Source organism: Halobacillus sp. B29, assembly GCF_052246755.1.
Lineage (GTDB): Bacteria > Bacillota > Bacilli > Bacillales > Halobacillaceae > Halobacillus > Halobacillus halophilus.
This window is the reverse complement of sequence record NZ_JBQQCM010000013.1, coordinates 34,487-53,815: the sequence shown is the minus strand read 5'-3', so window position 1 is coordinate 53,815 and position 19,329 is coordinate 34,487. Positions and strand designations below refer to the sequence as shown.

The following is a 19,329-nucleotide window of genomic DNA, read 5'->3' as shown; positions in this document are numbered from 1 at the left end:
GTGTTCCTCCTTTAGTTCGTTTTCATCAGCAGGTAGATAAAGTAGGGAGCGCCAAGAGCTGAAACAACAATACCTACGGGAATCTCGGAAGGGGCTAATAAGTTGCGTCCGATCATGTCAGCTATAAGCAGAAGCAGTGCACCAATAAGAGCGGAGGTAGGAAGCAGCATTTCGTGTTTTGGCCCGATCAATCTTCGCGCAAGGTGGGGCGCTACAAGTCCTAGGAAAGCGATGCTTCCGGCTACCGCTACGCTTGCTCCTGCCAATCCTACGGCCACGAGTAACAGGATCCGTCGCTCCCATTCCACTCTCGTACCAAGACCTGTGGCGAGCCGGTCACCCAGGTTTAAGACATTTAAGAACCTGGCTTTGTATATGGCAAAAGGAACTAACAGCACGATCCACGGTAAAGTCGCGAGCACATACTTCCAATTCGTTCCCCATATACTGCCCGAAAGCCAGATCGTCGCCTGCATAAAATCGCGTGGATTCATTTTCAGTTGAAAAACGATGAGCACCGCGCCAAATGCAGCGTTTATTCCAATTCCAACCAGAATCAGTCGAACTGGTGTGACTCCGTTTTTCCAAGCTAACAGATAGATTAGAAAAGCTGCCGTTGCTGCACCAATCAAGGCCATAAAGGGCATAATGAAAATGGATAAGGTTCCAAGCGAGGAGCCTGCTCCCTGGGAAAAATAAATATAAAGAACAACAGCAAATCCTGCACCTGCGTTAATTCCAAGAATACCCGGGTCTGCTAAACCATTTTGAGAAACGCCCTGTAAGATGGCTCCTGAAACGGCAAGTCCTGCTCCTACTAAAATAGCTATTACAAGCCTCGGAAGTCTGAAGTCAAATAAAACAAGCTCCTGACGTTCTGTACCGAATCCAAGTGTGGTCCTGAGTACATCTAAAGGACCAATTTGAATCACCCCCGTATGGAGACTCACTAACAAAGTGATGATGATGAATACAGCTAATAATCCCATCGTCCAAAAGGATCTTCTATTTCTTCTTTGAATCCAATCCATTAAAATCCTCTCCCTTCACGTCGTGCTAAATAGAGGAAGAATGGAACACCAACCATGGCTGTGATTGCACCAATGGGGGTCTCGTAAGGTGGATTCACCATGCGTGCACCAATGTCAGCGAGTACGAGTAGTAAACTGCCTAAGATTGCTGAACAAGGGAGAATCCATTTGTAATCAAGTCCGACAAGGAAACGTGTAATATGCGGAATGACCAAACCTACAAACCCGACACTTCCTGCTACGGATACTGCCGCGCCTGTCATGAGAAGAACAACAATTGTCCCAAGAACTTTCACCATAGTCGTCCTCTGGCCCAGTCCTTTTGCTACACGCTCTCCAAGGCTGAGTACGGTGACCGATCGTGCAATGAATAAAGCGATCACTCCGCCAATAATGACAACCGGCAGAATAAACTGTACTTGAATCCACTGCGTGCCAGCGACACCTCCTGCGTACCAGAAGCTCATATCCTGAGCGACTTCAAAATGAATCGCAATACCTGAAGAAAATGCGCTTAATAACGCTCCGACAGCGGTACCGGCGAGCGCGAGTTTGACAGGGGAGAGGCCGCCTTTAGAGAATGAACCTATCAGGAAAACCACTCCAGCTGCAAGCCCCGCTCCAATGAAGGAAAAGATCATGAGTCCAATGTGCGAGGTGCCAGGGAAGAAAGCAAAGGCTACTGCGATCATTAAAGCAGAGCCGTCCGTAACGCCCATAATGGAAGGGGAGGCAAGCGGGTTTCGCGTCATCCCTTGCATGATCGCGCCGGAAACGGCTAGAAATGCCCCAACGATTGCGGCTACCAACGCCCTTGGCATCCGCAATTCCTGGATAATCTGGTGAGAGGTAAGGTCCGGGTTGTAATGGAAAACCCCGTTCCAGACGGTAGATAAGCTGATATCTGCAGCGCCCAGCATAACTGAAAAACCGATACTTATGAGCATCAGTGCCGTCCCGACGATAAGGATGAGCGTAGCCATAATAGGGCGGCTTTTATATTCTCTTTGATTCGATTGTTTTCTAGGATTTCTAGGAACTTTCGATATTCCTTCCTTTGGTATTGCCATGTTTCTCTCCACCTTTAATTCTTGTCACCGCTTGCGGAAACTGTAATTGTTTTTTCCACAACTAGCATTTATAATTGAAAATGATTATCATAATCACTATAACATAGACTGAGTCAGGAGGTTACCTATGATTACAGAAGATAGAAAACAACTTTATGATTACTTGGCTCAAAATGCATTCATTCATATCGAATCGGATTTTGACGATAAAATAGATTTTAGAATAAGTGACATCATCGAGAACGAACAACATGCCAAAAATTTCATAGAAATGCAAAAACCTCATCGAGGAACAGAAAATTCTACAATTGTTGGAACACTGCTCGGTAAACGATACTCCGTATTAGGTATGGGCATATTTTCGCTTCTTATAAGAAGAGGTATCTTGATTGATACATCACCTCACTTAATCGGAATTAAGCTCGAAGAGGGAGAACCCAACCGTTACTTTATTGAAGAAAAAGCCGTGAAAGAAGTTTCTGATTTAAGCACTGAGCAGATTCATGCTCTTATTCGCACGTTTTTAAAAAGTCACTTAGAACCTTTCTTTAACGCGGTTGCCAAGGCCGCTCGCTGCAAAGCTGACCACCTTCATTCGTTTGTTGCTCATAACCTGTTTCAGCGCCGCTTATTAATGAAGCGGAAGGAGCTTGCCGATGACCAAACGATTGACGATTACTTCCATCTTTTCACCACAAATGAGTTATTGGATAAGGAAGAAAATAACCCATTAGCCTTCACATTCGAACGGCATCACCCTGAGGAAGGCGATCCATTCTATATTCGTAAGCACTGCTGCCTTTCTTACTTATTGCACGACCGGGATCTAGACCATTGCTGCGGAACGTGTCCGCATCTTTTCAAGTCGCAAGCAAAAAGAGAAGGCTAAACTCTACTAAAAAGTTTAGCCTTTTTTTATTACTGTTTTACATACTCCATGGCTTCTTCAACCATTTGTGTACGGCCAATAGCTCCCCATGCTTTATAAATCCAGAAGTCCGTTTTCAATACGTTCTCATTTTCAACTGCTTCTAGGTCTTTCCACAAATTACTGTCCTGAATAGAGGAGTAGTTTTCAGGTCCTCCAGAAGAGTCTACTTGCAGGAAGATATGATCGGCGCCCATTTCTGGAATAACTTCCATGGATAGATCCCCGCGTTCTTCTGGGTCGGTTAAGGCAGATGGTTCAAAACCAAGGTCGTTGTATAACAAGGAGACCATTGGGTGGGTAGTTTCAGGGTAAATTTGAATAACTTTTTCACGAATACGAAGGAATGCTAGTTTGTTATTTTCCATGTTTGAGATGGTTTCATTGGCTGATGCTACTTTTTCTTCCAGTTCAGCAATTTTTTCTTCGGCCACATCTTCTTTGTCAAAGATCTTTGCAATCTTCATTAGGTCCTGCTGCCAAAAGTCAGGGTCATTTCGCTCTTCATCAGATGATGCGCCTAAAACTATGGTAGGAGCAATTTTCTCTAAGTCTTCATAAACTTCAGAAGCTGTGTAATCATCTACAAGAATAATATCCGGGTTAATCTCCAGAATTTTTTCCAAGTTAACTTCAGAGGCTGAACCAACAATTTCGGCTCCTTCGAGCTGATCGGATAGATAAGGTATGTAATCTCCACCATATTGAGCCTGCGCAGTAACGCCAGCTGGTTTAACGCCAATCGTTAAAAGATGGTCAAAATAACTCGGGCGCAGCGCCACGACTTTCTCCACGTTTTCTGGAATTTCGGTTTCACCTTTTAGGTGTGATATGGTTTTTGCTTCCGTTTCTTGTTCTGAATTCGAGTCGTTCGATTCTGTCTCAGAAGCTTGCTCTGTGTTTTCCGTGTTATTTTCCTCTGAGTCTGTGGATCCTTCAGTATCTGAGCAGCCAACAAGCAGCAGAACACCTGCAAGCAAAGCGAAGATAAGATAAGTACGTATTTTCATGATGCAATTTCCTCCTTTGAGTTTAATCAGTGATAATGATAACCATTTTCAATTAATAAATCAATACTTGTTCAAAGAATCGTTTATTTTTTTAATGTGTTAAATAATGTAGGTGTTTTTTATAAGCTGATAGAGAAGGATTTTGTGAGACTCGATTCCATAACGTTAGTTAAAGAATGGGAGAGGGGAGAGGCTCATTTTTCATGAGGCAGGGCCCAATTGAGTGGGAGTATGATCCAACATCAGAAGAATAAGGTATTTTCCAAATACTTAGTTGAACGCTTGGAGTTTCGTGATGACTGTATATATTCAAAAAAAGCCAAACCATTTAAAACGCTGAATGTCATGGTTTAAATCTGATTGAATTCCAGATTTGTACATTGACATTAGTTTTTCACAACCATACACTGATAATGATTATCATTATCTTTTATTGGAGGAAATAGAATGGAAACAAACGTTAAAGGAATTCTGGCTAAACGATGGGAAGTCGGGGCGGAGCATTATGCAAAGGGCCTTCGTAATCAAGGAATCGATCAATATGATAAGTGGCTGGAATTAATTCAAAATCTTGTCCCTAATGAACCGAAGTTAAACGTTTTGGATGTCGGGACAGGCCCGGGGATTATGGCGCTATTATTTGGAAAGCTTGGTCATCATACGACAGGTTTAGACCTTTCAGAATCAATGCTTGCTATTGCAAAGGAAAATGGAGAAAAAGCAGGGATTGATTGTGAATTTATACAAGGGGATGCGGAAGACCTTCCATTTGAAGATGAAAGTTTTGATTTAGTGGTCAATCGTTTAAATCTTTGGACTTTACCAAATCCGGGCCGGGGGGTTTATCAATGGGCGCGCGTTTTGAGGCCCCAGGGAAAACTATACATTATAGCCAATGACTATGAAACTCCGATACCGGAGGACCCAACGGCAAGAGAAAATGATGAAATTTTCACGAAGGAATACTATGAAAGTTTTACGAATCTACCATTCCGACATGCGACGGCTGCTCAGATTAAAGCGTTGCTGGAAGCGGCTGGGTTAGTAAACATAGATATTACGCCATTACACAATATTGAAAACAAAAAGCGTGATGTACCATTCTGTATCATCACCGGAGAAAAGCAGTAGGAGGATTGCAAATGTTAACGTACAAGAAAAGCATAAGTATTATAGTAGGAAGTTTGCTGCTATTCTTTTTAGCAGCTTGTGGCAACGGCAGTAATGAAGAAAAACAAACGCAGGAGAATAGTGAATCGGAGGAGTCAACACAGGTAGAGACGTTCGAACACGCGGCAGGTGAAACTGAGATTGAAGGAGTTCCTGAAAAGGTTGTGGTCCTTGCTGAACCGTTGCTTGACCATACTTTAGCACTAGGGGTGACGCCGGTGGGGTCTGCCGCCCATCAGGATGGATTCGTTTCTTATTTAGAAGATAAAGCAGAAGATGTTGAAGTAATTGGTGGAACGAATGAACCGAACCTTGAATCGATAACAGAGCTCTCGCCAGACTTAATTTTAGGTTTTGGCGGGCAGCATGATGAAGCCTATGATCAATTGCAGGCGATTGCTCCTACCGTATTAGTGGATCCAAGCCAAACATTTCAGGAAAATTTAAAGTTTATCTCTTCGATTCTGGATAAAGAAGAAGCGGCTGACGAATTCTTAGCTGAATACAATGAAAAAGCTGATCAAGTGGAAGCTTCATTAGAAGAGTCTGTAGGGGATGAAACGGTTGCTTTTATCCGTATCCGTGAAAAAGAGGTCCGTGTTTACGGGGGCACTCGAAACGCCGGCTCTATTCTTTATGACGATTTAGGACTGACTCCGGCAGAGATTGTACCTCTTGATAAATGGGCAGAAGCTGTATCTATTGAGGCTCTTCCTGAAGCGGATCCGGATCATATCTTTCTACTAGTGGATGAGAACGCGGAAGATAAATACGAAGAGATCCAACAGTACAGCATTTTCCAGGAACTTACGGCTGTGCAAGAGGATCAGGTTTACTCCGTCGGCTTTTCTCCATGGGTTAGTGGGTATGCGCCGCTAGGTAATATGGAAGCTATCGAAATAGTTGATGAACATTTAAATGACTGACATGTAAAGCCCGGTATCTCTGCGTGAAGAGATACCGGGCACTTTTTGTATATAAATTCCCTGTGTAAGACTATTTAACGTTTGTTTGAAGTAATTCGATAGAAATTCATTGGTTTCTTCAAGTATTTTCGCGTCTGTACTATGGAGATGCCCGATTTTTTACCATCTTTAAATACAAGCAGACTAGGAATGCCCAAAACTTAATACTCTTCGGCTAAGGCCGGGAACTGATCTCGATCTATGTGCTTCGTTTGTAAATTCTATCACTTAATCTCCTTTAGTCTTTCCCGTAAGGAAACAGGAAAGGCAGTTGTTTTTAATTGGATCTCTTATACCATAAGAGATTAGTTCAGAAAATATGTGGGTTGTCTTAGGATGTTTCTTACTTCACGAAATGTTCCTAAAACTTATTCTCACGTAATGCTTTTTATCTGGACGTTTTAATTAATATATAACTTTCTCTTGTTAATCACGAAATTAAGTGATACATTATTTGATATAGCAATAAATAGTAATCATTACTATTTGTTTTTCGGTTTGATTTTCAGCTTTTTATTTAAGGACTAGATTCCGTGATTTCTGAGGTGAGCCCATGAGTGATTATTTAATAAAACTCCTTACAGAGAAGATCATAAATTCTTTTCCGGAAGAAGAAAAAGCGATCTATAACTATGTGATTCAAATGGAAGATCAAATTGCTGAAGAAGTAGCTACTCCGGTCGAGTTTATGAACAGGCTCCACGTTGATTCTCCTCATAAGCTTGCCGCTCAAGCCTTTGGTATGACGCTCTTTGAACTTCTGCAAACGCTGAAGCAGGTGGATGATAAAATCGCTCATCAGCTTGAACCGATGCTGAAGGATGTTCAATGGAAGGACTGTACGGAACTAATTAATAATAGGGGAGGTATAGATAAGAGCAGGAAGCTGTTTTATGTTTCTATTCCACAAGACTTTAAAGCATGAGTAAGAAAGAACGAAAAATTTTTGTCGATTTTAAATAGTAATAATTACTATTTATGCAGGCGTGCTGGCGCCAGAATAGACAGGGCAAGTGAGTACAACGACCAGTGACGTTTGTGAAAGTAAAGGAAGCAATTTTTATTTATAAATTTTTATTTTAAAAGGAAAGGTGAATACCCATGGCTAAAAAATCTAAAGTAGCAAAAGAAAAGAAACGACAGGCAATGGTAGATAAATACGCGGAACTTCGAAAGGAGCTAAAAGCGAAAGGAGATTATGAAGCCCTTAGAAAGCTTCCACGTGATTCATCCCCCACTCGTTTAACCGGAAGATGTGAAGTAACAGGAAGACCTCGCGGCTATATGCGGAAGTTCAAAATGTCCCGGATCGCCTTCAGACACTATGCTCATAAAGGGCAGATTCCAGGAGTGAAAAAATCAAGCTGGTAAGGAAAAAAAGGGGCTTTTTTTATGTACAAATGGGTGATTATTGGCGGAGGGATACAAGGGTGCTGTGTAGCGGCCCGTCTTCTTGAAGAAAAGGTTGAAAAGGAGGATCTGTTAATTATCGATCCTCATCCTGAACCGATGTACTCTTGGTGGTCGTTAACCAAAAAAATCGGTATGCGTTATTTAAGGTCTCCATCCGTGCATCACGTAGATGCGGATCCTTACAGCTTAAACAAATATGCTCAGTCAAATGATTATGCGGATCCATTCAGAGGGAAGTATGCCCGCCCGCGTTTAGATATGTTTAACCAGCATAGCCTGGATGCTATAGATCAAGCGGGGATCAGACAGTGCTGGAAGCAAGGAAAGGTAGAAGGGATTTCATGGAATTCGGGCTTCTGGGAGGTGGCGGTCGCATCCTCCCACACGATTCAAGCGGAACGGGTGGTGCTTGCGATCGGTGCAAACCACGTTCCCTACTATCCTGAATGGGCTCTGTCTTTGAAAGGCGAAAACGCGAACATTGTCCATCACGTGTTTGAATTGGAAGAATCCCTGCCCGAAAATAAATCGGCTATTATTGTGGGCGGGGGCATGACGGCCGCACATGCAGCTTATACATTATCAAAAAGAAACCCTGATCAGCCTGTACACCTGGTGAAGCGGCATCCTTTCAGGGTGGAAGACTTCGACAGTGATCCCGGGTGGCTCGGCCCTAAATATCTTCGAGACTATGAAAAAGTTAATTGCTATAAAGAGCGGCGCAGAAAGATTCAAGAAGCAAGAAATCGTGGTTCGATTACGAGGGATCTTCATGTGAAATTAAAGCGTCAAATGAAAGAAAGCAACCTGTTGATTTATACAGATGAAATCAATACGACTCATCTATTCGATGGAGCAGTTGAGCTAGGTATGCGGAAGAATGAAAGTCTCCGCGGCGATTGCTTGCTGCTCGCAACAGGTGCAAATGCTGACTGTCCCGGGAAATCATGGCTGCAGCCTGTGATTGAACAGTTGGACCTCCCTTGTGCCCCTTGCGGTTTTCCGATCGTGCAGCCTTCATTGGAATGGAAACAGGGTTTATTTGCTGCCGGGGCTCTTGCAGAACTGGAAATCGGTCCTGTTGCAAGAAACATTGCAGGAGCTAGAAAAGCGGCGGAGCGCATTGTTCAATCTGCTTAGGAGGAAACAATCCTGCTCAATTTCTGTCGCGCTATGAAGGAAGCGGCTGTAAGTTAAAAGATGAAAAGGTCACAGCCGTTTCAGGATGTGACCTTTTACAGTGGTCTATCCGGCAAATTCTAAGTCTTCATATACATAAGGTTCATCGGGCAATTCGATCGGTTTTATTTCCAGGGGTTCAATTAAAGGAAGTTCCCAGCCATTGTATTCAGCTTTTTGTAAAGTACCTTTAATTTCTACCCACGTGTCATTCTTAAACTGCTCCAGATTTTCACCCTGGACAAGAATTCCGTACACGCCACCATCGGCAACACAGCAGCTGATGCCGAACCGTCCAACTACAAATTGATTCGCAGGGGTAGAATCCTCACGAAATACGAATCCATGAGTAATAATTTCTTTCCCCACATAGCCTTCCATATTGTCTTCCATTAATGTGATGGCACCAATGTAGTTCGTATTATTCAGGTGGATCTGATCCGTCTGCTGTAATTCATTGTAGAGGTCAGGGTATCTTTTTTGAGGTGTCAGGATCGCTGAATCATCTATAGCTACGTCAGAAATCGAATCTTCTGATGAGGAAATTCCTATGGTGTCTGGCTCCGTGGAGTCTGAACGCATCTCATACTTGAATCCTTTATTAGAAGCCGCTGAGCTTCCAATAATATGGTCGGAAAACATCATCCCTGTCAGGATTGGGACGATGAACAAAAGGTAGACAATAAATGACCGGAGTTTAGAGGTGGAATAGTCATGACTGTGGTCACACCCGCAATTAAGGTCTTCACTCTTAGAGCTGCTTTTAAGATATTGAACGACAGCAAGAATGCCAATAACAATTAACGCAAAGTAGACGTAGGGCATCATCCGTGGCGCAATAAATTTCTGAATGTCACCGGAGAGGATCAGCTTAGTAAGGAACAGAAAAAATCCAAAAAGAATAATGCTTCTGAGAAACTGGTGAGCCTGGCGATTCATGGGGGGAGCCTCCTTTTAAAGATAGAATACGTCAAACAGGATCGTTATCGTATAAACCACGATCGTTACAATTAGAATGAAAGCTAGCACAAATCGCTTTCTGAAATAAGCCATCATTAAAATGGTATTCTTTAAGTCGGTCATAGGACCATAGACGAGAAAGGCCAGAATGGAACTTGAAGAAAATAGACCTTTAAAAGAAGAAGCTACGAACGCATCGGCTTCTGAGCATAGAGATAAAATGTAGGCAAGGCCCATCATGACGGCAGGTCCTGCTAGAACGCCGCTTCCAATCTCTAATAACGTTTCTCTAGCCACGTACGTCTGTACCACACTTGCAACCAAAGCTCCTAAGATAAGAAATTTTCCCATATCATAAAATTCGTCACTCGCGTGCTGGAACGTCTGCGCGATTTTATTTCCGCGCTGGTGCAAGTGATCATGACTCTTCGTGATCCCAAGCGTGGTTCTTTTATTTAACTGCCAGCTGTTCCCGAAATAGGAATAAATCAACCCGCCAATAATCAGAGATACCAGAAAGGCCAGTCCCATCCTCGCCCAGGCAATTGTCAGATCGGTCTGAAAAGCATAGAAGGTGGATAAAAATACAATCGGGTTCAGCACAGGTGCCGAAACAAGGATGACCATTCCTACATGGAGTGGCATTCCTTTTTGAATAAGACGTCTCACGATAGGAACGATGGCGCATTCACATACAGGAAATATCGCTCCTATCGTTACAGCTGGGAAAAGCGCTAAATAAGGGTTCTTAGGGATGAATTTTTTCAGTGTTTCTTCCTTTAGAAACGTCTGGATAATGGAGGATATAAAGACTCCGAGAAGGACAAAAGGAATGGCTTCTAACACAATACTGATAAACATGGTGTTTAAGTCCAAAATGGATGTAGGTATCGAGAATACATTTTCAAAAGGGAACGTATCTCCGAACACAAATAAAGCGAAAAAGACGACTAGCAAGAAAAAGCTGAATTTGATGGGGTATGAATATGCTTGTTTCACTTAAGAACCTCCTATATATAGAGATAATTACCAACGCAGTGTGTGTTGGCTTCGCCTGATCCATATCAATCTATTGATTTACTATATGCTAGATTTCATTTATTAATTCGTAATGGTTACATTTTAAAGCGGGTTAAGATGTAGGATAGGTAAGACAGGTGAAGGAGAGGAATATCATTTAATTAGTAACACGAGGGTGGTAACGAACCATTTTTTTCAAGAGGGTGAAGCATATTCAAGTGGTCATCATCTGGCGTGTGTAAAGGTACAACAACCACCTCTTAAAAAGTAATGATTACTATTAACAAATCGTAACCATTACGATAGAATGACCATGTGTTTAAAGAAGGAGGAATTTATAATGAAACATATTTTACGTACAACCATGCTCGTTATACTTATTATCATTCTAGCTGCGTGTGCAAATGATGAGGCGACCAGCAATGAAGAAGGCACCAAAGAAGAAGGTGCTGACGAGGAGTTAAAGATTTTTACAACCGTTTATCCTCTGCAGTATTTTGCTAAGCAAATTGCAGGAGACCAAGCTTCGGTAGAATCTATACTGCCGCCTGGGTCGGACCCGCATACGTATGAACCAACCACCAAAGAGATGGTGGAAATCGCGGAGGCGGACGCATTTATTTATAACGGCGCAGGGTTAGAACCTTATGCCAAGCAAATCTCAGATTCTATTAAATCTGAAGATATAAAAATTCTGGAAGCTGCGAAGGGAATCGACTTAGAAGAACACGTCCATAACCATGAAGAAGAAGGCAGTCATGAAGGTGAGCATACTCTTGAGGGAGAAGAAGGAAGTCATGAAGAAGAGCATGGGCATGAAGGAGAAGAAGGCAGCAACGAAGATGAACATGCTCATGAAGGAGAAGAAAACCAGGAAGGTTCTCACGAAGGACATAACCACGGGGATCAAGACCCGCACGTCTGGCTCGACCCGATCAGCTCTGTTCAATTGGCTGAACACATTAAGGAAACGCTTGTGGAGCTGAACCCTGAGCAGGAAGAAGCCTTTACTAAAAACTTTGAGGAACTCAAAGGGGAGCTTGAAAGCTTAGATCAGGAGTTTCATAGCCAGCTAGAAGATTTACCTCAGAATAAATTTATTGTTTCGCATGCCGCTTATGGATATTGGGAGCAGGCCTATGGAATTGAACAGATTGCCGTGTCAGGTCTGAGCCCTACAAACGAGCCGTCACAAAAAGAACTGGAAAATATTATCGAAAAAGCTGAGAAGCATAACTTGAATCATGTATTTTTCGAACAGAATGTAACACCGAAAGTCGCCGAAGTTGTGAGAAAAGAAATCGGAGCTGAAACCTTACGTCTTCACAACGTATCTGTATTAACCGAGGAAGACATTAAAAATGAAGAGACATATTTAACACTTATGAAGCAAAATTTAGAACAATTGACCAAAGCTTTATCTAATTCATCATTAGACGATTCCTCTGAAAGCGAAGAACAGAGCGATAGCGAACATGACCATGATCATAGTCATGGAGATGATGAAGAAGCTCAGAAAATCTATGATGGTTATTTTGAAGACAGTCAAGTAGAGGACCGTCCATTATCTGATTGGGAAGGAGACTGGCAGTCCGTTTATCCTTACCATCAGGATGGAACTCTCGATGAAGTGTATGATCATAAAGCGGAAAATTCCGAGGACATGACAGCAGAAGAATATAAAGAATACTACGAGGAAGGCTACAAAACGGATGTAGACCGAATTGTCATTGATGGCGCTACCGTTACCTTTTATAAAGATGGTGATGAAAAATCTGGTAAATACACGTCTGATGGGTATGAAATTTTGAAGTATGAAGCAGGAAATAGAGGGGTAAGGTACATCTTTAAGCTTAAAGAAGAGAAGGAAGGACTTCCTCAGTATATTCAATTTAGTGACCATAGTATCGATCCGACAGATGCTGATCACTATCACCTGTATTGGGGCGATGACCGCGAAGCTTTATTAGATGAAGTGACGCACTGGCCAACCTACTATCCATCCGATATGAGTGGCGAGGAAATTGTTCATGCCATGATGCAGCACTAATCTAGATAGCTGAAGACCAACTTCATGGTCTTCAGCTTCTTTTAGTTGGTTGGCTGGACTGCGCACATGCCGCCTTTATGGTAAAATCATTCTAGGCGAATATCAGTAAAACGCTTAGGTACAACGAGGAATTAGTATTTGGAGGTTTTTACATGGATAATAACGATATCGTTATAAGATTAAGATACGCACTTGATATAAAAGATCAGGATATGGCAGAGATCTTTAGGCTGGGCGGCGAGGATCTCACAACCGAAGAAGTCGGTAAGGTGCTCACCAAATCAGAGGATATCGATGAGGAAGAAGAAAGTGAAGATCACATTAAATGTACAAACAGTATGCTGGAATCGTTCTTGAATGGTTTAATTACCTTTAAACGAGGGCCTCAGGAACCGAAACCCGGACAACCCAGTAAGCCTGACCGTTCGATTAAGAATCAGTCCAGTGTGAATAACGTCATGCTGAAAAAAGTGAAAATAGCGCTTAAATTAACGGCCGAGGATATAATCGATATTTTAGATGAAGTAAATGTGAAAATTACGAAAGGGGAAGTCAGTGCGCTGCTTCGAAAAGAAGGGCATAAGAATTATCGCCAGTTCGGTGATCAGTATGCGCGGAATTTCCTGCAGGGGCTAACGAAAAAATATAGAGGGTAGCTTGAGAGAAGCTATTTTATTTTCAGTTATATACATTAAAAGAATCCCTTCCCTAAGTATCTTTGCTAGGGAAGGGATTCTTTTAGTTATGGTATAGGCTCCAATAATAAAGAGGTTTATTCCTTATTAAGTTGTCTTCTTAATACAAGGAAAATACCCGCCGCAGCCGATACAGTTAAACCTGCGAACATCCCCATTGGATCGCTGGAAGAAGTATCAGGCAGTTCTCCACCTTCATCATTCTTTATAGAAAATTCTTCTTTTTTCAAAAGGTCTTCCGGAGCTTTTCCAATCTCTGAGGAATGGAAATAATCTCGAATGACGCCATCCTGCAAGTAGTTGGCGATCGACACCATAATCATACCTTGATCAAGGGCGAGGTAGGCGTTAGTTACTTTGCCGGTTTCAACGTTAACGGAATCTAAGAATCCGTATTTACTGTAAGTGTCGAAACGTTTCAATTCTTGGATATTTTCAAAAGCTTCCATAGGTGTATAGTCCAGGGTCAGGAAAGTGGCATGTGGAGTGACAGTTCCATCCGATTTATATCCATCTGTTCCTAGAGGGGTTGCGGCAAATTCCGAGTATCCATCCGGTGTAGCAGCCGGTGACTCACCCCAGGCTGCATAGCCTTGTTCCTTCGCATGCTCAATTTGGATTTCTGCATGGCGCTGATTATTCAGGCCAAGAGCATCTTCCCCAAGTTCTTTTTCTTTAAGGACGAGCTGTGGCATGAGAGCTTCAAACATGCTGCCGCCCCAGCTTGGTACATATTTTTTACCGTTGTAGCTGTAGTGGCCTTCAAAGACCTCGACCCCATCATAAGTGGTGGTATAACCTTCTGGAGTTTGCTGCTGCCAATCCCAGCTGTCCGGCATCGTGCGGTTCATTTTCCACCAGTGTTCTTTTGGAACATCGCCTTTACCAATGGCAATGTAGCTCGCTACACGGGGTTCTGTATAAAAAGCGCCGTAGTGATGCTCGGTGTAACTTTCGGCTGCCACATCATAACCGCCTCTCATCTGGCCGACTTCAGGCGTATATAATTTGGAATAATCCATGTTCTCGACAAGTTCATTGGATTGGTCATAAAGTTCAGGGTAGGCTTCACCGACAACGATTAAACCAGCTGACAGCCAGCCATTGTCCACGGTAGAAATGAATTCGCCCCAATCAGTGAAAAGCGATCCATCAGAGGAGTTATACCAGTTATAAAATAACCCGTTCCACTTTTTCATATCCTCCAGACTATTCAGGGTAGCCTCAATTCTATCTTTTGATTCTTCGTGGGAAATTAAACCCGTTTCTGCGGCTGAGATCGTGCTCATCATATACATGGAGATGTTGGTGGGAGAGGTATGTTTGTCGGCGTTCATTTCATCGCCGTCAAATCGAACCGCATCATATGTAAGACCGGTCTCCTCAATTGTAAATTCTTCAAAGTATCGATACGTTTTCTTTGAAATCGCTTCCAATTGTTTGGATAAAGCAACCTCTTTACCCTTCGGGGACGCAATTGAAGAAGCTGGGAAAACAGTAACGACGGTTAAAATGAGCACCAGGAACAATAGGCTATACTTTTTCAATACTTCCACTTCCTTTCAAGATTTAGTGAAACGTTTCGATTTCTAGGTTACAGTACCATAACTTTGAGGTAAATAATGAAAAAGTATGAATTATGATAATATTCTGATAGTTAGAAAGTAGCGGGGACATTAAAAGAAGGTCATCCAGAATATGGATGACCTGAGGTGGAAATTTATTACTATCGAAATATTAATATAGGTATGATCAAGGTAGCTGATCTTGTCCTGATTGCTTTTTCTGCCTCAAAAATCCAATTAGGAAAACCATCATTAGTACGCTGTAAAGAGTGAACCAATATAACGTCCAGCTCGACGTAACAAAATTGGAAAAATCCATAACTGTCTTGTGAAGATGGTTACTCATTGCCCAAGTTAAAATGGCAATAGGAATGATGAAGGGTCTATAGCTCTTCGAGTTGGACAGGTGTTTAAAGCCCATCATGACAACTAGGAAACAGACAGTGGTTTTGAAAAAGAGCCCTGTGATCCAGGCAAGGGCAATTAAGATTTCAATTCTTTCAAATATGGTTGTAAACTCTATATCTCTAAGAACCGAATAGGTAGGGTAGGTTTCCCTTGCTACCATATAAGCGCCATCGTTTCCAATAATAAGCAATACGGCGATGACGAGGGTAATCCCTCCTAAAGATATCCCAGATAAATAAACGAACATCAATTGTTTCTTTTGTTGTACATAGTGAAAGAAATTCCCTATTATTAGGGCTTCAATAAAGGGAAAGCCAAGTGTTGCGTAGGCTCCTTCGAAAATCGATCGGAAAGATGAGTAAAAAACCGGCTTTATTTCTATAAAGCTGAAATCTTTAATGATTAAGATCAAAGACGTGCCTACGATGAGAAACAGCAGCGGGGATAACAATTCATTTATAAGAAATAAGTTCCTTACTCCATAAAGGGCTGTAAAAGCGACGATTGAAATCACCAGAATTTGATAAATCCATGGGTGAGCATTCGGAAATACACTGGAAACGATGAAATTACTTAAGTTTCTCACAACCATCGCGGCAAGATGCAAGGCATAGAACATAACAACAAGATTCAATACAGTGCCGATCCATTTGCCTGCTGCTCTGTCGATTAGACTGAATAGAGAAGGGTATTGGTGCTTTTTTAAGTTAAGGATATAAACGAAATTCAAAAGAAGTCCTATGATGAACGCGACTAGCATGCTGACCCATCCATCCTGTTTAGCGGCTGTGACGGTAAGGGCCGGGGCCATTAAAATGGAGCTGAAGATGACAAAGTTCGTCGTTACTGTAAACAGCTGGTATTTTGTCAATTGTATGTTCATGATGAACCTCCGAATAAAGCTGTATAGATAGGTTTATAAATAGCCTTCAGCCAACGCGTCACAGGAAAAAAAGGACGGTCTAGTAAATACCCAGTGGTGTAGTACATGGAAAACAGCCACGCTCCGATAATAAACCCTTTTTCTTTCCACGTCTTTTTATTGTGTTTGTTCATTATTATCAACTCTCGCTCCAGGTGATTCCAAGTAGGTTTTCACATGAGCCTGTATTTCCATATTCTTATACAATTCATCCCATTCACCCTTCACCTTTTCCCATTGCTTCGTTTCATTTCGGAAGAGGTGATTGCGGATGCCAAAGTAATCCAGCTGTAACTCGTGAGCCTTCTCTAAGGAAGAGGTTAAATCTTTTTCAAGAGTATTATTGATGAGCTCCTGGAGCTCATCAACCCCCTGATTCGTAGATAGTTTCAATGGGCAGGTGAATCCTTCAAGAACGATTTGGGCGTTTAAATTTATGACGTAGGTCAGTTTTCCATTCTCAAGCTTAGGTTTAAAATCCTTTTTCATCTCTTTTAAACGGAATCCAATGGTCCCTTCGCCTTCGTTACAAGAGATGGAGTAGGGTAATGTCTGGCGTGTATGACTGGTGAGCAGGGAGAAGCTTAACGTTTCTTTTGGAGTTAGCCAATCTTTTAGCCGGTTGTTTTGAAAGGCTGCTAAACCAGTCAACCTCACTGCATTTTTATTTCCTTCGATATTGTTCAGGATATCTGCATTCGTCGATTGGACTTCCTTATCCACCTTTTCTACTCCAAGAGCTACGGGATCACGATTGTCCCCATAGGTCCATTTAATAAAGTCTTCAAGCTTGATGCCATCCTGCATACCGTGAGCACCTCCAGGTATAGCGACCATCCGCTCCATAGTAAACACGGATGAGTTTTCAATCGGAGTAAACAGGTTCATGATGGTTTCTGCTTTTTCACCTTTGGCGATGAATAAAAGGTAACTGTCCCTGATTTCATAATGCCTCTCCATGTAATCAATCAATTCTTTGATCCCCTGGTTTCTTGCGTAATCCTCACCCACGACGAGCGCTGATATATGCGCAAAAAAAGGTTTTCGGCCTAGGAGTTCATTCACATTGGAAAAAGCTCCAATAACGTCTTCACCTTCGCTTACAAATGTATAACTGGGAGCCTGGTTGCTGCCTCCGCTTTCCTGCCCGCTTGTACTAGCTTGTGGGTTGGTTGCTTTAAGAATAACTTTAACTCCACCATCTTCACCTTCATCGATCCCAATCCCGGAAAGGATAAGGATCTCATCCAGCTCGTTTAGTGAGCTGCATCCACTGAGAAGAAGGAAGACAGCTATCATACAGAAAGGAATAATTTTCATAGAATTCAAATCCCCTGACTCTTCCTTTTTTTACGACTCGTCCACCAGAGAGGGAGACGGAAAAAAGTATCTTTTTGTTTTTGTAATTGAAAAGGGGCGAAAGGAGCCATGTAGGGCTGCCCTAATGATTCCAGCGATACCAGATGGATGCATAAAGCCAGGGTGAAGATGAGCATGCCATAAATGCCTGATGTTGCTGCGAACAACATAAGGACAAAACGAAGCATTCGGGTGGAACCTGCCATAGAGTAATAAGGACTTGCAAAGCTCGCGATAGCTGTCAAGGATACAACAATGACAATGGCTGGCGAAACGAGTCCCGCCGATACAGCAGCCTCACCAATAACAATCGCACCGACAATGGAGACAGCTGGACCTATAGGTCGAGGCATTCTTACTCCAGCTTCACGGAGGATTTCAAATACAGTCTCCATGATTAAGGCTTCGATCAACGCTGGGAAGGGAACACCCTCTCGCTGGGCCGTCAGGCTGATCAACAGCTTCGTCGGTATCAATTCCTGGTGAAAAGTCGTCAACGCCACATAGGTCGCAGGTAATGAAAAAGCAATCCAAAAAGCTATGAAACGAATCAACCTAATAAAAGTGGCCAAATCAAACCGATTATAATAATCTTCAGCAGTCTGGAAGAACGAAATGAATGTAACTGGGCCAATGATGGCAAATGGAGTTCCTTCCATCATAATGGCGAGCTTTCCTTCCACAAGAGCAGCACAGACCACATCGGGACGTTCGGTATTCGAAAGTGTAGGTATAGGAGAATACCCTTTTTTCTCAATCAATTCCTCAAGCATTCCCGTTTCAAAAACCTCTCTTGGCTTCGCATTAGTCAATCGTTCTATTGCGATTTCTAGTGCTGACTCGTTAACAAGCCCTTCTATATAGGTCACAATGACAGGTGTTTGGGTGATTTCACCGACAAGAAATTGTTTAAACCGGAGGGCAGGATTCGAAATTCTTCTCCGAATTAAAGTCGTATTGATAGAGAGCGTTTCGACAAAGCCCTCTCTTGGACCTCTGATCACCGTCTGAGAACTTGGCTCTTCGATTGCTCTCGTTTCCCATCGCTGATCGGCCGTTATGAAAGCTTCTTTTCCTTTTTTAACAAACAAGATGACATTTCCACGCAGCAATTGATCCAGGATTTGAGAAAAGTTGGATGTTTTACTGAATTTTTTAGGTAGTTGGATATGCTGTTGAAAGTCTTTTTTTTCAAAGTCCCATGGAGATCGATGTTCTTTGAACCAGTCCATGAGCGGGAGAATGACCGTTAGCTCTAGCTCGTCGTTGCTGATCATTCCATCTATATAACAAACGGCAAAAGCATTATGTTTGAATGTGTACACTTTTGAGACCAGGTCAGGGGGATAACCGAGACTTTTTGCGACCTGATTGACGTCTTTTTCCACATCTCCTGAAAGGCTCAGGTGACTGTAATTACCTTTGCTCAAGTGAGGTGGAAAAGTCTGATCCTTTCCCATATTAAAACTCCTGACGTTTTTAAACCATTCTTGGCAAAATATCCATGTTTTATACTAGTCAGAAGTTCTAAGAGATTCAGTCAGCTTCAAGCCAAAGAACTTTATAAATATGGAAATCGATTGC

Annotated in this window: 18 protein-coding genes; 8 read left to right on the top strand and 10 right to left on the bottom strand. The window is 42.4% G+C overall.

The genetic code is table 11. The annotated features are described in order from the left end of the window. Positions 1-11: 11 nt before the first annotated feature. Positions 12-989 carry a FecCD family ABC transporter permease gene (locus ACTWP7_RS15990; RefSeq protein WP_443124133.1) on the bottom strand — a complete coding sequence of 326 codons (978 nt, stop codon included), beginning with the start codon at positions 987-989 and terminating at the stop codon, positions 12-14. 41 nt (positions 990-1,030) lie between these two features. Continuing rightward, the gene (locus ACTWP7_RS15985; RefSeq protein WP_443124132.1) at positions 1,031-2,014 is read right to left on the bottom strand and encodes a FecCD family ABC transporter permease; all 984 of its coding nucleotides are present in this window, start codon (positions 2,012-2,014) and stop codon (positions 1,031-1,033) included. A gap of 214 nt (positions 2,015-2,228) precedes the next feature. Here ACTWP7_RS15985 and ACTWP7_RS15980 point away from each other — a divergent pair, with 214 nt between their 5' ends. After that, a complete protein-coding gene (locus ACTWP7_RS15980) occupies positions 2,229-2,990 on the top strand; it encodes a hypothetical protein (RefSeq protein WP_443124053.1) in 762 nt (253 codons plus the stop codon). 29 nt (positions 2,991-3,019) lie between these two features. Here ACTWP7_RS15980 and ACTWP7_RS15975 read toward each other — a convergent pair whose 3' ends face one another. Then, a complete protein-coding gene (locus tag ACTWP7_RS15975) occupies positions 3,020-4,039 on the bottom strand; it encodes an ABC transporter substrate-binding protein (RefSeq protein WP_443124052.1) in 1,020 nt (339 codons plus the stop codon). 447 nt (positions 4,040-4,486) lie between these two features. On the opposite strand from ACTWP7_RS15975, the gene ACTWP7_RS15970 reads away from it, so the two are divergent. The 5 genes from ACTWP7_RS15970 to ACTWP7_RS15950 all read left to right on the top strand — a co-directional run bounded on the left by ACTWP7_RS15970 (position 4,487) and on the right by ACTWP7_RS15950 (position 8,727). Next, on the top strand, positions 4,487-5,170 hold the full coding sequence (locus ACTWP7_RS15970) for a class I SAM-dependent methyltransferase (protein ID WP_443124051.1): 684 nt from the start codon (positions 4,487-4,489) through the stop codon (positions 5,168-5,170). 11 nt (positions 5,171-5,181) lie between these two features. After that, positions 5,182-6,135, top strand: coding sequence for an ABC transporter substrate-binding protein (locus tag ACTWP7_RS15965; RefSeq protein WP_443124050.1), 954 nt, complete (start codon positions 5,182-5,184; stop codon positions 6,133-6,135). A 592-nt stretch (positions 6,136-6,727) separates the two neighbouring features. After that, positions 6,728-7,099: a hypothetical protein gene (locus ACTWP7_RS15960; RefSeq protein ID WP_443124049.1), complete on the top strand. Its 372-nt coding sequence runs from the start codon at positions 6,728-6,730 to the stop codon at positions 7,097-7,099. 176 nt (positions 7,100-7,275) lie between these two features. Continuing rightward, positions 7,276-7,545 carry a 30S ribosomal protein S14 gene (gene rpsN, locus ACTWP7_RS15955; RefSeq protein WP_443124048.1) on the top strand — a complete coding sequence of 90 codons (270 nt, stop codon included), beginning with the start codon at positions 7,276-7,278 and terminating at the stop codon, positions 7,543-7,545. 21 nt (positions 7,546-7,566) lie between these two features. Further along, positions 7,567-8,727 carry an FAD/NAD(P)-binding protein gene (locus ACTWP7_RS15950; RefSeq protein ID WP_443124047.1) on the top strand — a complete coding sequence of 387 codons (1,161 nt, stop codon included), beginning with the start codon at positions 7,567-7,569 and terminating at the stop codon, positions 8,725-8,727. A 105-nt stretch (positions 8,728-8,832) separates the two neighbouring features. On the opposite strand, the gene ACTWP7_RS15945 is transcribed toward ACTWP7_RS15950, so the two are convergent. Both ACTWP7_RS15945 and ACTWP7_RS15940 read right to left on the bottom strand, forming a co-directional pair. Beyond that, entirely contained in the window at positions 8,833-9,705 is an 873-nt protein-coding gene (locus tag ACTWP7_RS15945; protein ID WP_443124046.1) for a TIGR03943 family putative permease subunit, read from the bottom strand. A gap of 15 nt (positions 9,706-9,720) precedes the next feature. After that, on the bottom strand, positions 9,721-10,725 hold the full coding sequence (locus ACTWP7_RS15940) for a permease (RefSeq protein ID WP_443124045.1): 1,005 nt from the start codon (positions 10,723-10,725) through the stop codon (positions 9,721-9,723). A gap of 361 nt (positions 10,726-11,086) precedes the next feature. Between ACTWP7_RS15940 and ACTWP7_RS15935 the strand changes: the two genes are divergently transcribed. Continuing rightward, complete coding sequence (locus ACTWP7_RS15935) at positions 11,087-12,796, top strand: metal ABC transporter solute-binding protein, Zn/Mn family (protein ID WP_443124044.1); 1,710 nt, start codon at positions 11,087-11,089, stop codon at positions 12,794-12,796. Positions 12,797-12,948: 152 nt separating this feature from the next. Continuing rightward, positions 12,949-13,452, top strand: coding sequence for a DUF1456 family protein (locus ACTWP7_RS15930; protein ID WP_443124043.1), 504 nt, complete (start codon positions 12,949-12,951; stop codon positions 13,450-13,452). 116 nt (positions 13,453-13,568) lie between these two features. Here ACTWP7_RS15930 and ACTWP7_RS15925 read toward each other — a convergent pair whose 3' ends face one another. From ACTWP7_RS15925 to ACTWP7_RS15905, 5 genes are all read right to left on the bottom strand, one after another. After that, positions 13,569-15,047 (bottom strand): glucoamylase family protein, encoded by a 1,479-nt coding sequence (locus tag ACTWP7_RS15925; RefSeq protein WP_443124042.1) that lies wholly within the window; start codon positions 15,045-15,047, stop codon positions 13,569-13,571. A gap of 196 nt (positions 15,048-15,243) precedes the next feature. After that, positions 15,244-16,347, bottom strand: a complete 1,104-nt coding sequence (locus ACTWP7_RS15920) for a GerAB/ArcD/ProY family transporter (protein WP_443124041.1) — start codon at positions 16,345-16,347, stop codon at positions 15,244-15,246. Next, on the bottom strand, positions 16,344-16,520 hold the full coding sequence (locus ACTWP7_RS15915) for a hypothetical protein (RefSeq protein ID WP_443124040.1): 177 nt from the start codon (positions 16,518-16,520) through the stop codon (positions 16,344-16,346). Before ACTWP7_RS15915 ends, ACTWP7_RS15920 begins: the two co-directional genes overlap by 4 nt. Next, on the bottom strand, positions 16,504-17,706 hold the full coding sequence (locus ACTWP7_RS15910) for a Ger(x)C family spore germination protein (protein WP_443124039.1): 1,203 nt from the start codon (positions 17,704-17,706) through the stop codon (positions 16,504-16,506). The genes ACTWP7_RS15915 and ACTWP7_RS15910 overlap by 17 nt, the downstream gene beginning before the upstream one ends. Positions 17,707-17,711: 5 nt before the next feature. Continuing rightward, positions 17,712-19,205 carry a spore germination protein gene (locus ACTWP7_RS15905; protein ID WP_443124038.1) on the bottom strand — a complete coding sequence of 498 codons (1,494 nt, stop codon included), beginning with the start codon at positions 19,203-19,205 and terminating at the stop codon, positions 17,712-17,714. Positions 19,206-19,329: the final 124 nt, after the last annotated feature.

Bases quoted from the DNA above. Each gene is read 5' to 3' on its own strand.
- ACTWP7_RS15905 (WP_443124038.1), bottom strand. From the start codon at position 19,205: ATGGGAAAGGATCAGACTTTTCCACCTCACTTGAGCAAAGGTAATTAC.
- ACTWP7_RS15970 (WP_443124051.1), top strand. From the start codon at position 4,487: ATGGAAACAAACGTTAAAGGAATTCTGGCTAAACGATGGGAAGTCGGG.
- ACTWP7_RS15990 (WP_443124133.1), bottom strand. From the start codon at position 989: ATGGGATTATTAGCTGTATTCATCATCATCACTTTGTTAGTGAGTCTC.
- rpsN (WP_443124048.1), top strand. From the start codon at position 7,276: ATGGCTAAAAAATCTAAAGTAGCAAAAGAAAAGAAACGACAGGCAATG.
- ACTWP7_RS15980 (WP_443124053.1), top strand. From the start codon at position 2,229: ATGATTACAGAAGATAGAAAACAACTTTATGATTACTTGGCTCAAAAT.
- ACTWP7_RS15960 (WP_443124049.1), top strand. From the start codon at position 6,728: ATGAGTGATTATTTAATAAAACTCCTTACAGAGAAGATCATAAATTCT.
- ACTWP7_RS15930 (WP_443124043.1), top strand. From the start codon at position 12,949: ATGGATAATAACGATATCGTTATAAGATTAAGATACGCACTTGATATA.
- ACTWP7_RS15920 (WP_443124041.1), bottom strand. From the start codon at position 16,347: ATGAACATACAATTGACAAAATACCAGCTGTTTACAGTAACGACGAAC.
- ACTWP7_RS15935 (WP_443124044.1), top strand. From the start codon at position 11,087: ATGAAACATATTTTACGTACAACCATGCTCGTTATACTTATTATCATT.
- ACTWP7_RS15975 (WP_443124052.1), bottom strand. From the start codon at position 4,039: ATGAAAATACGTACTTATCTTATCTTCGCTTTGCTTGCAGGTGTTCTG.
- ACTWP7_RS15965 (WP_443124050.1), top strand. From the start codon at position 5,182: ATGTTAACGTACAAGAAAAGCATAAGTATTATAGTAGGAAGTTTGCTG.
- ACTWP7_RS15915 (WP_443124040.1), bottom strand. From the start codon at position 16,520: ATGAACAAACACAATAAAAAGACGTGGAAAGAAAAAGGGTTTATTATC.
- ACTWP7_RS15950 (WP_443124047.1), top strand. From the start codon at position 7,567: ATGTACAAATGGGTGATTATTGGCGGAGGGATACAAGGGTGCTGTGTA.
- ACTWP7_RS15910 (WP_443124039.1), bottom strand. From the start codon at position 17,706: ATGAAAATTATTCCTTTCTGTATGATAGCTGTCTTCCTTCTTCTCAGT.
- ACTWP7_RS15985 (WP_443124132.1), bottom strand. From the start codon at position 2,014: ATGGCTACGCTCATCCTTATCGTCGGGACGGCACTGATGCTCATAAGT.
- ACTWP7_RS15945 (WP_443124046.1), bottom strand. From the start codon at position 9,705: ATGAATCGCCAGGCTCACCAGTTTCTCAGAAGCATTATTCTTTTTGGA.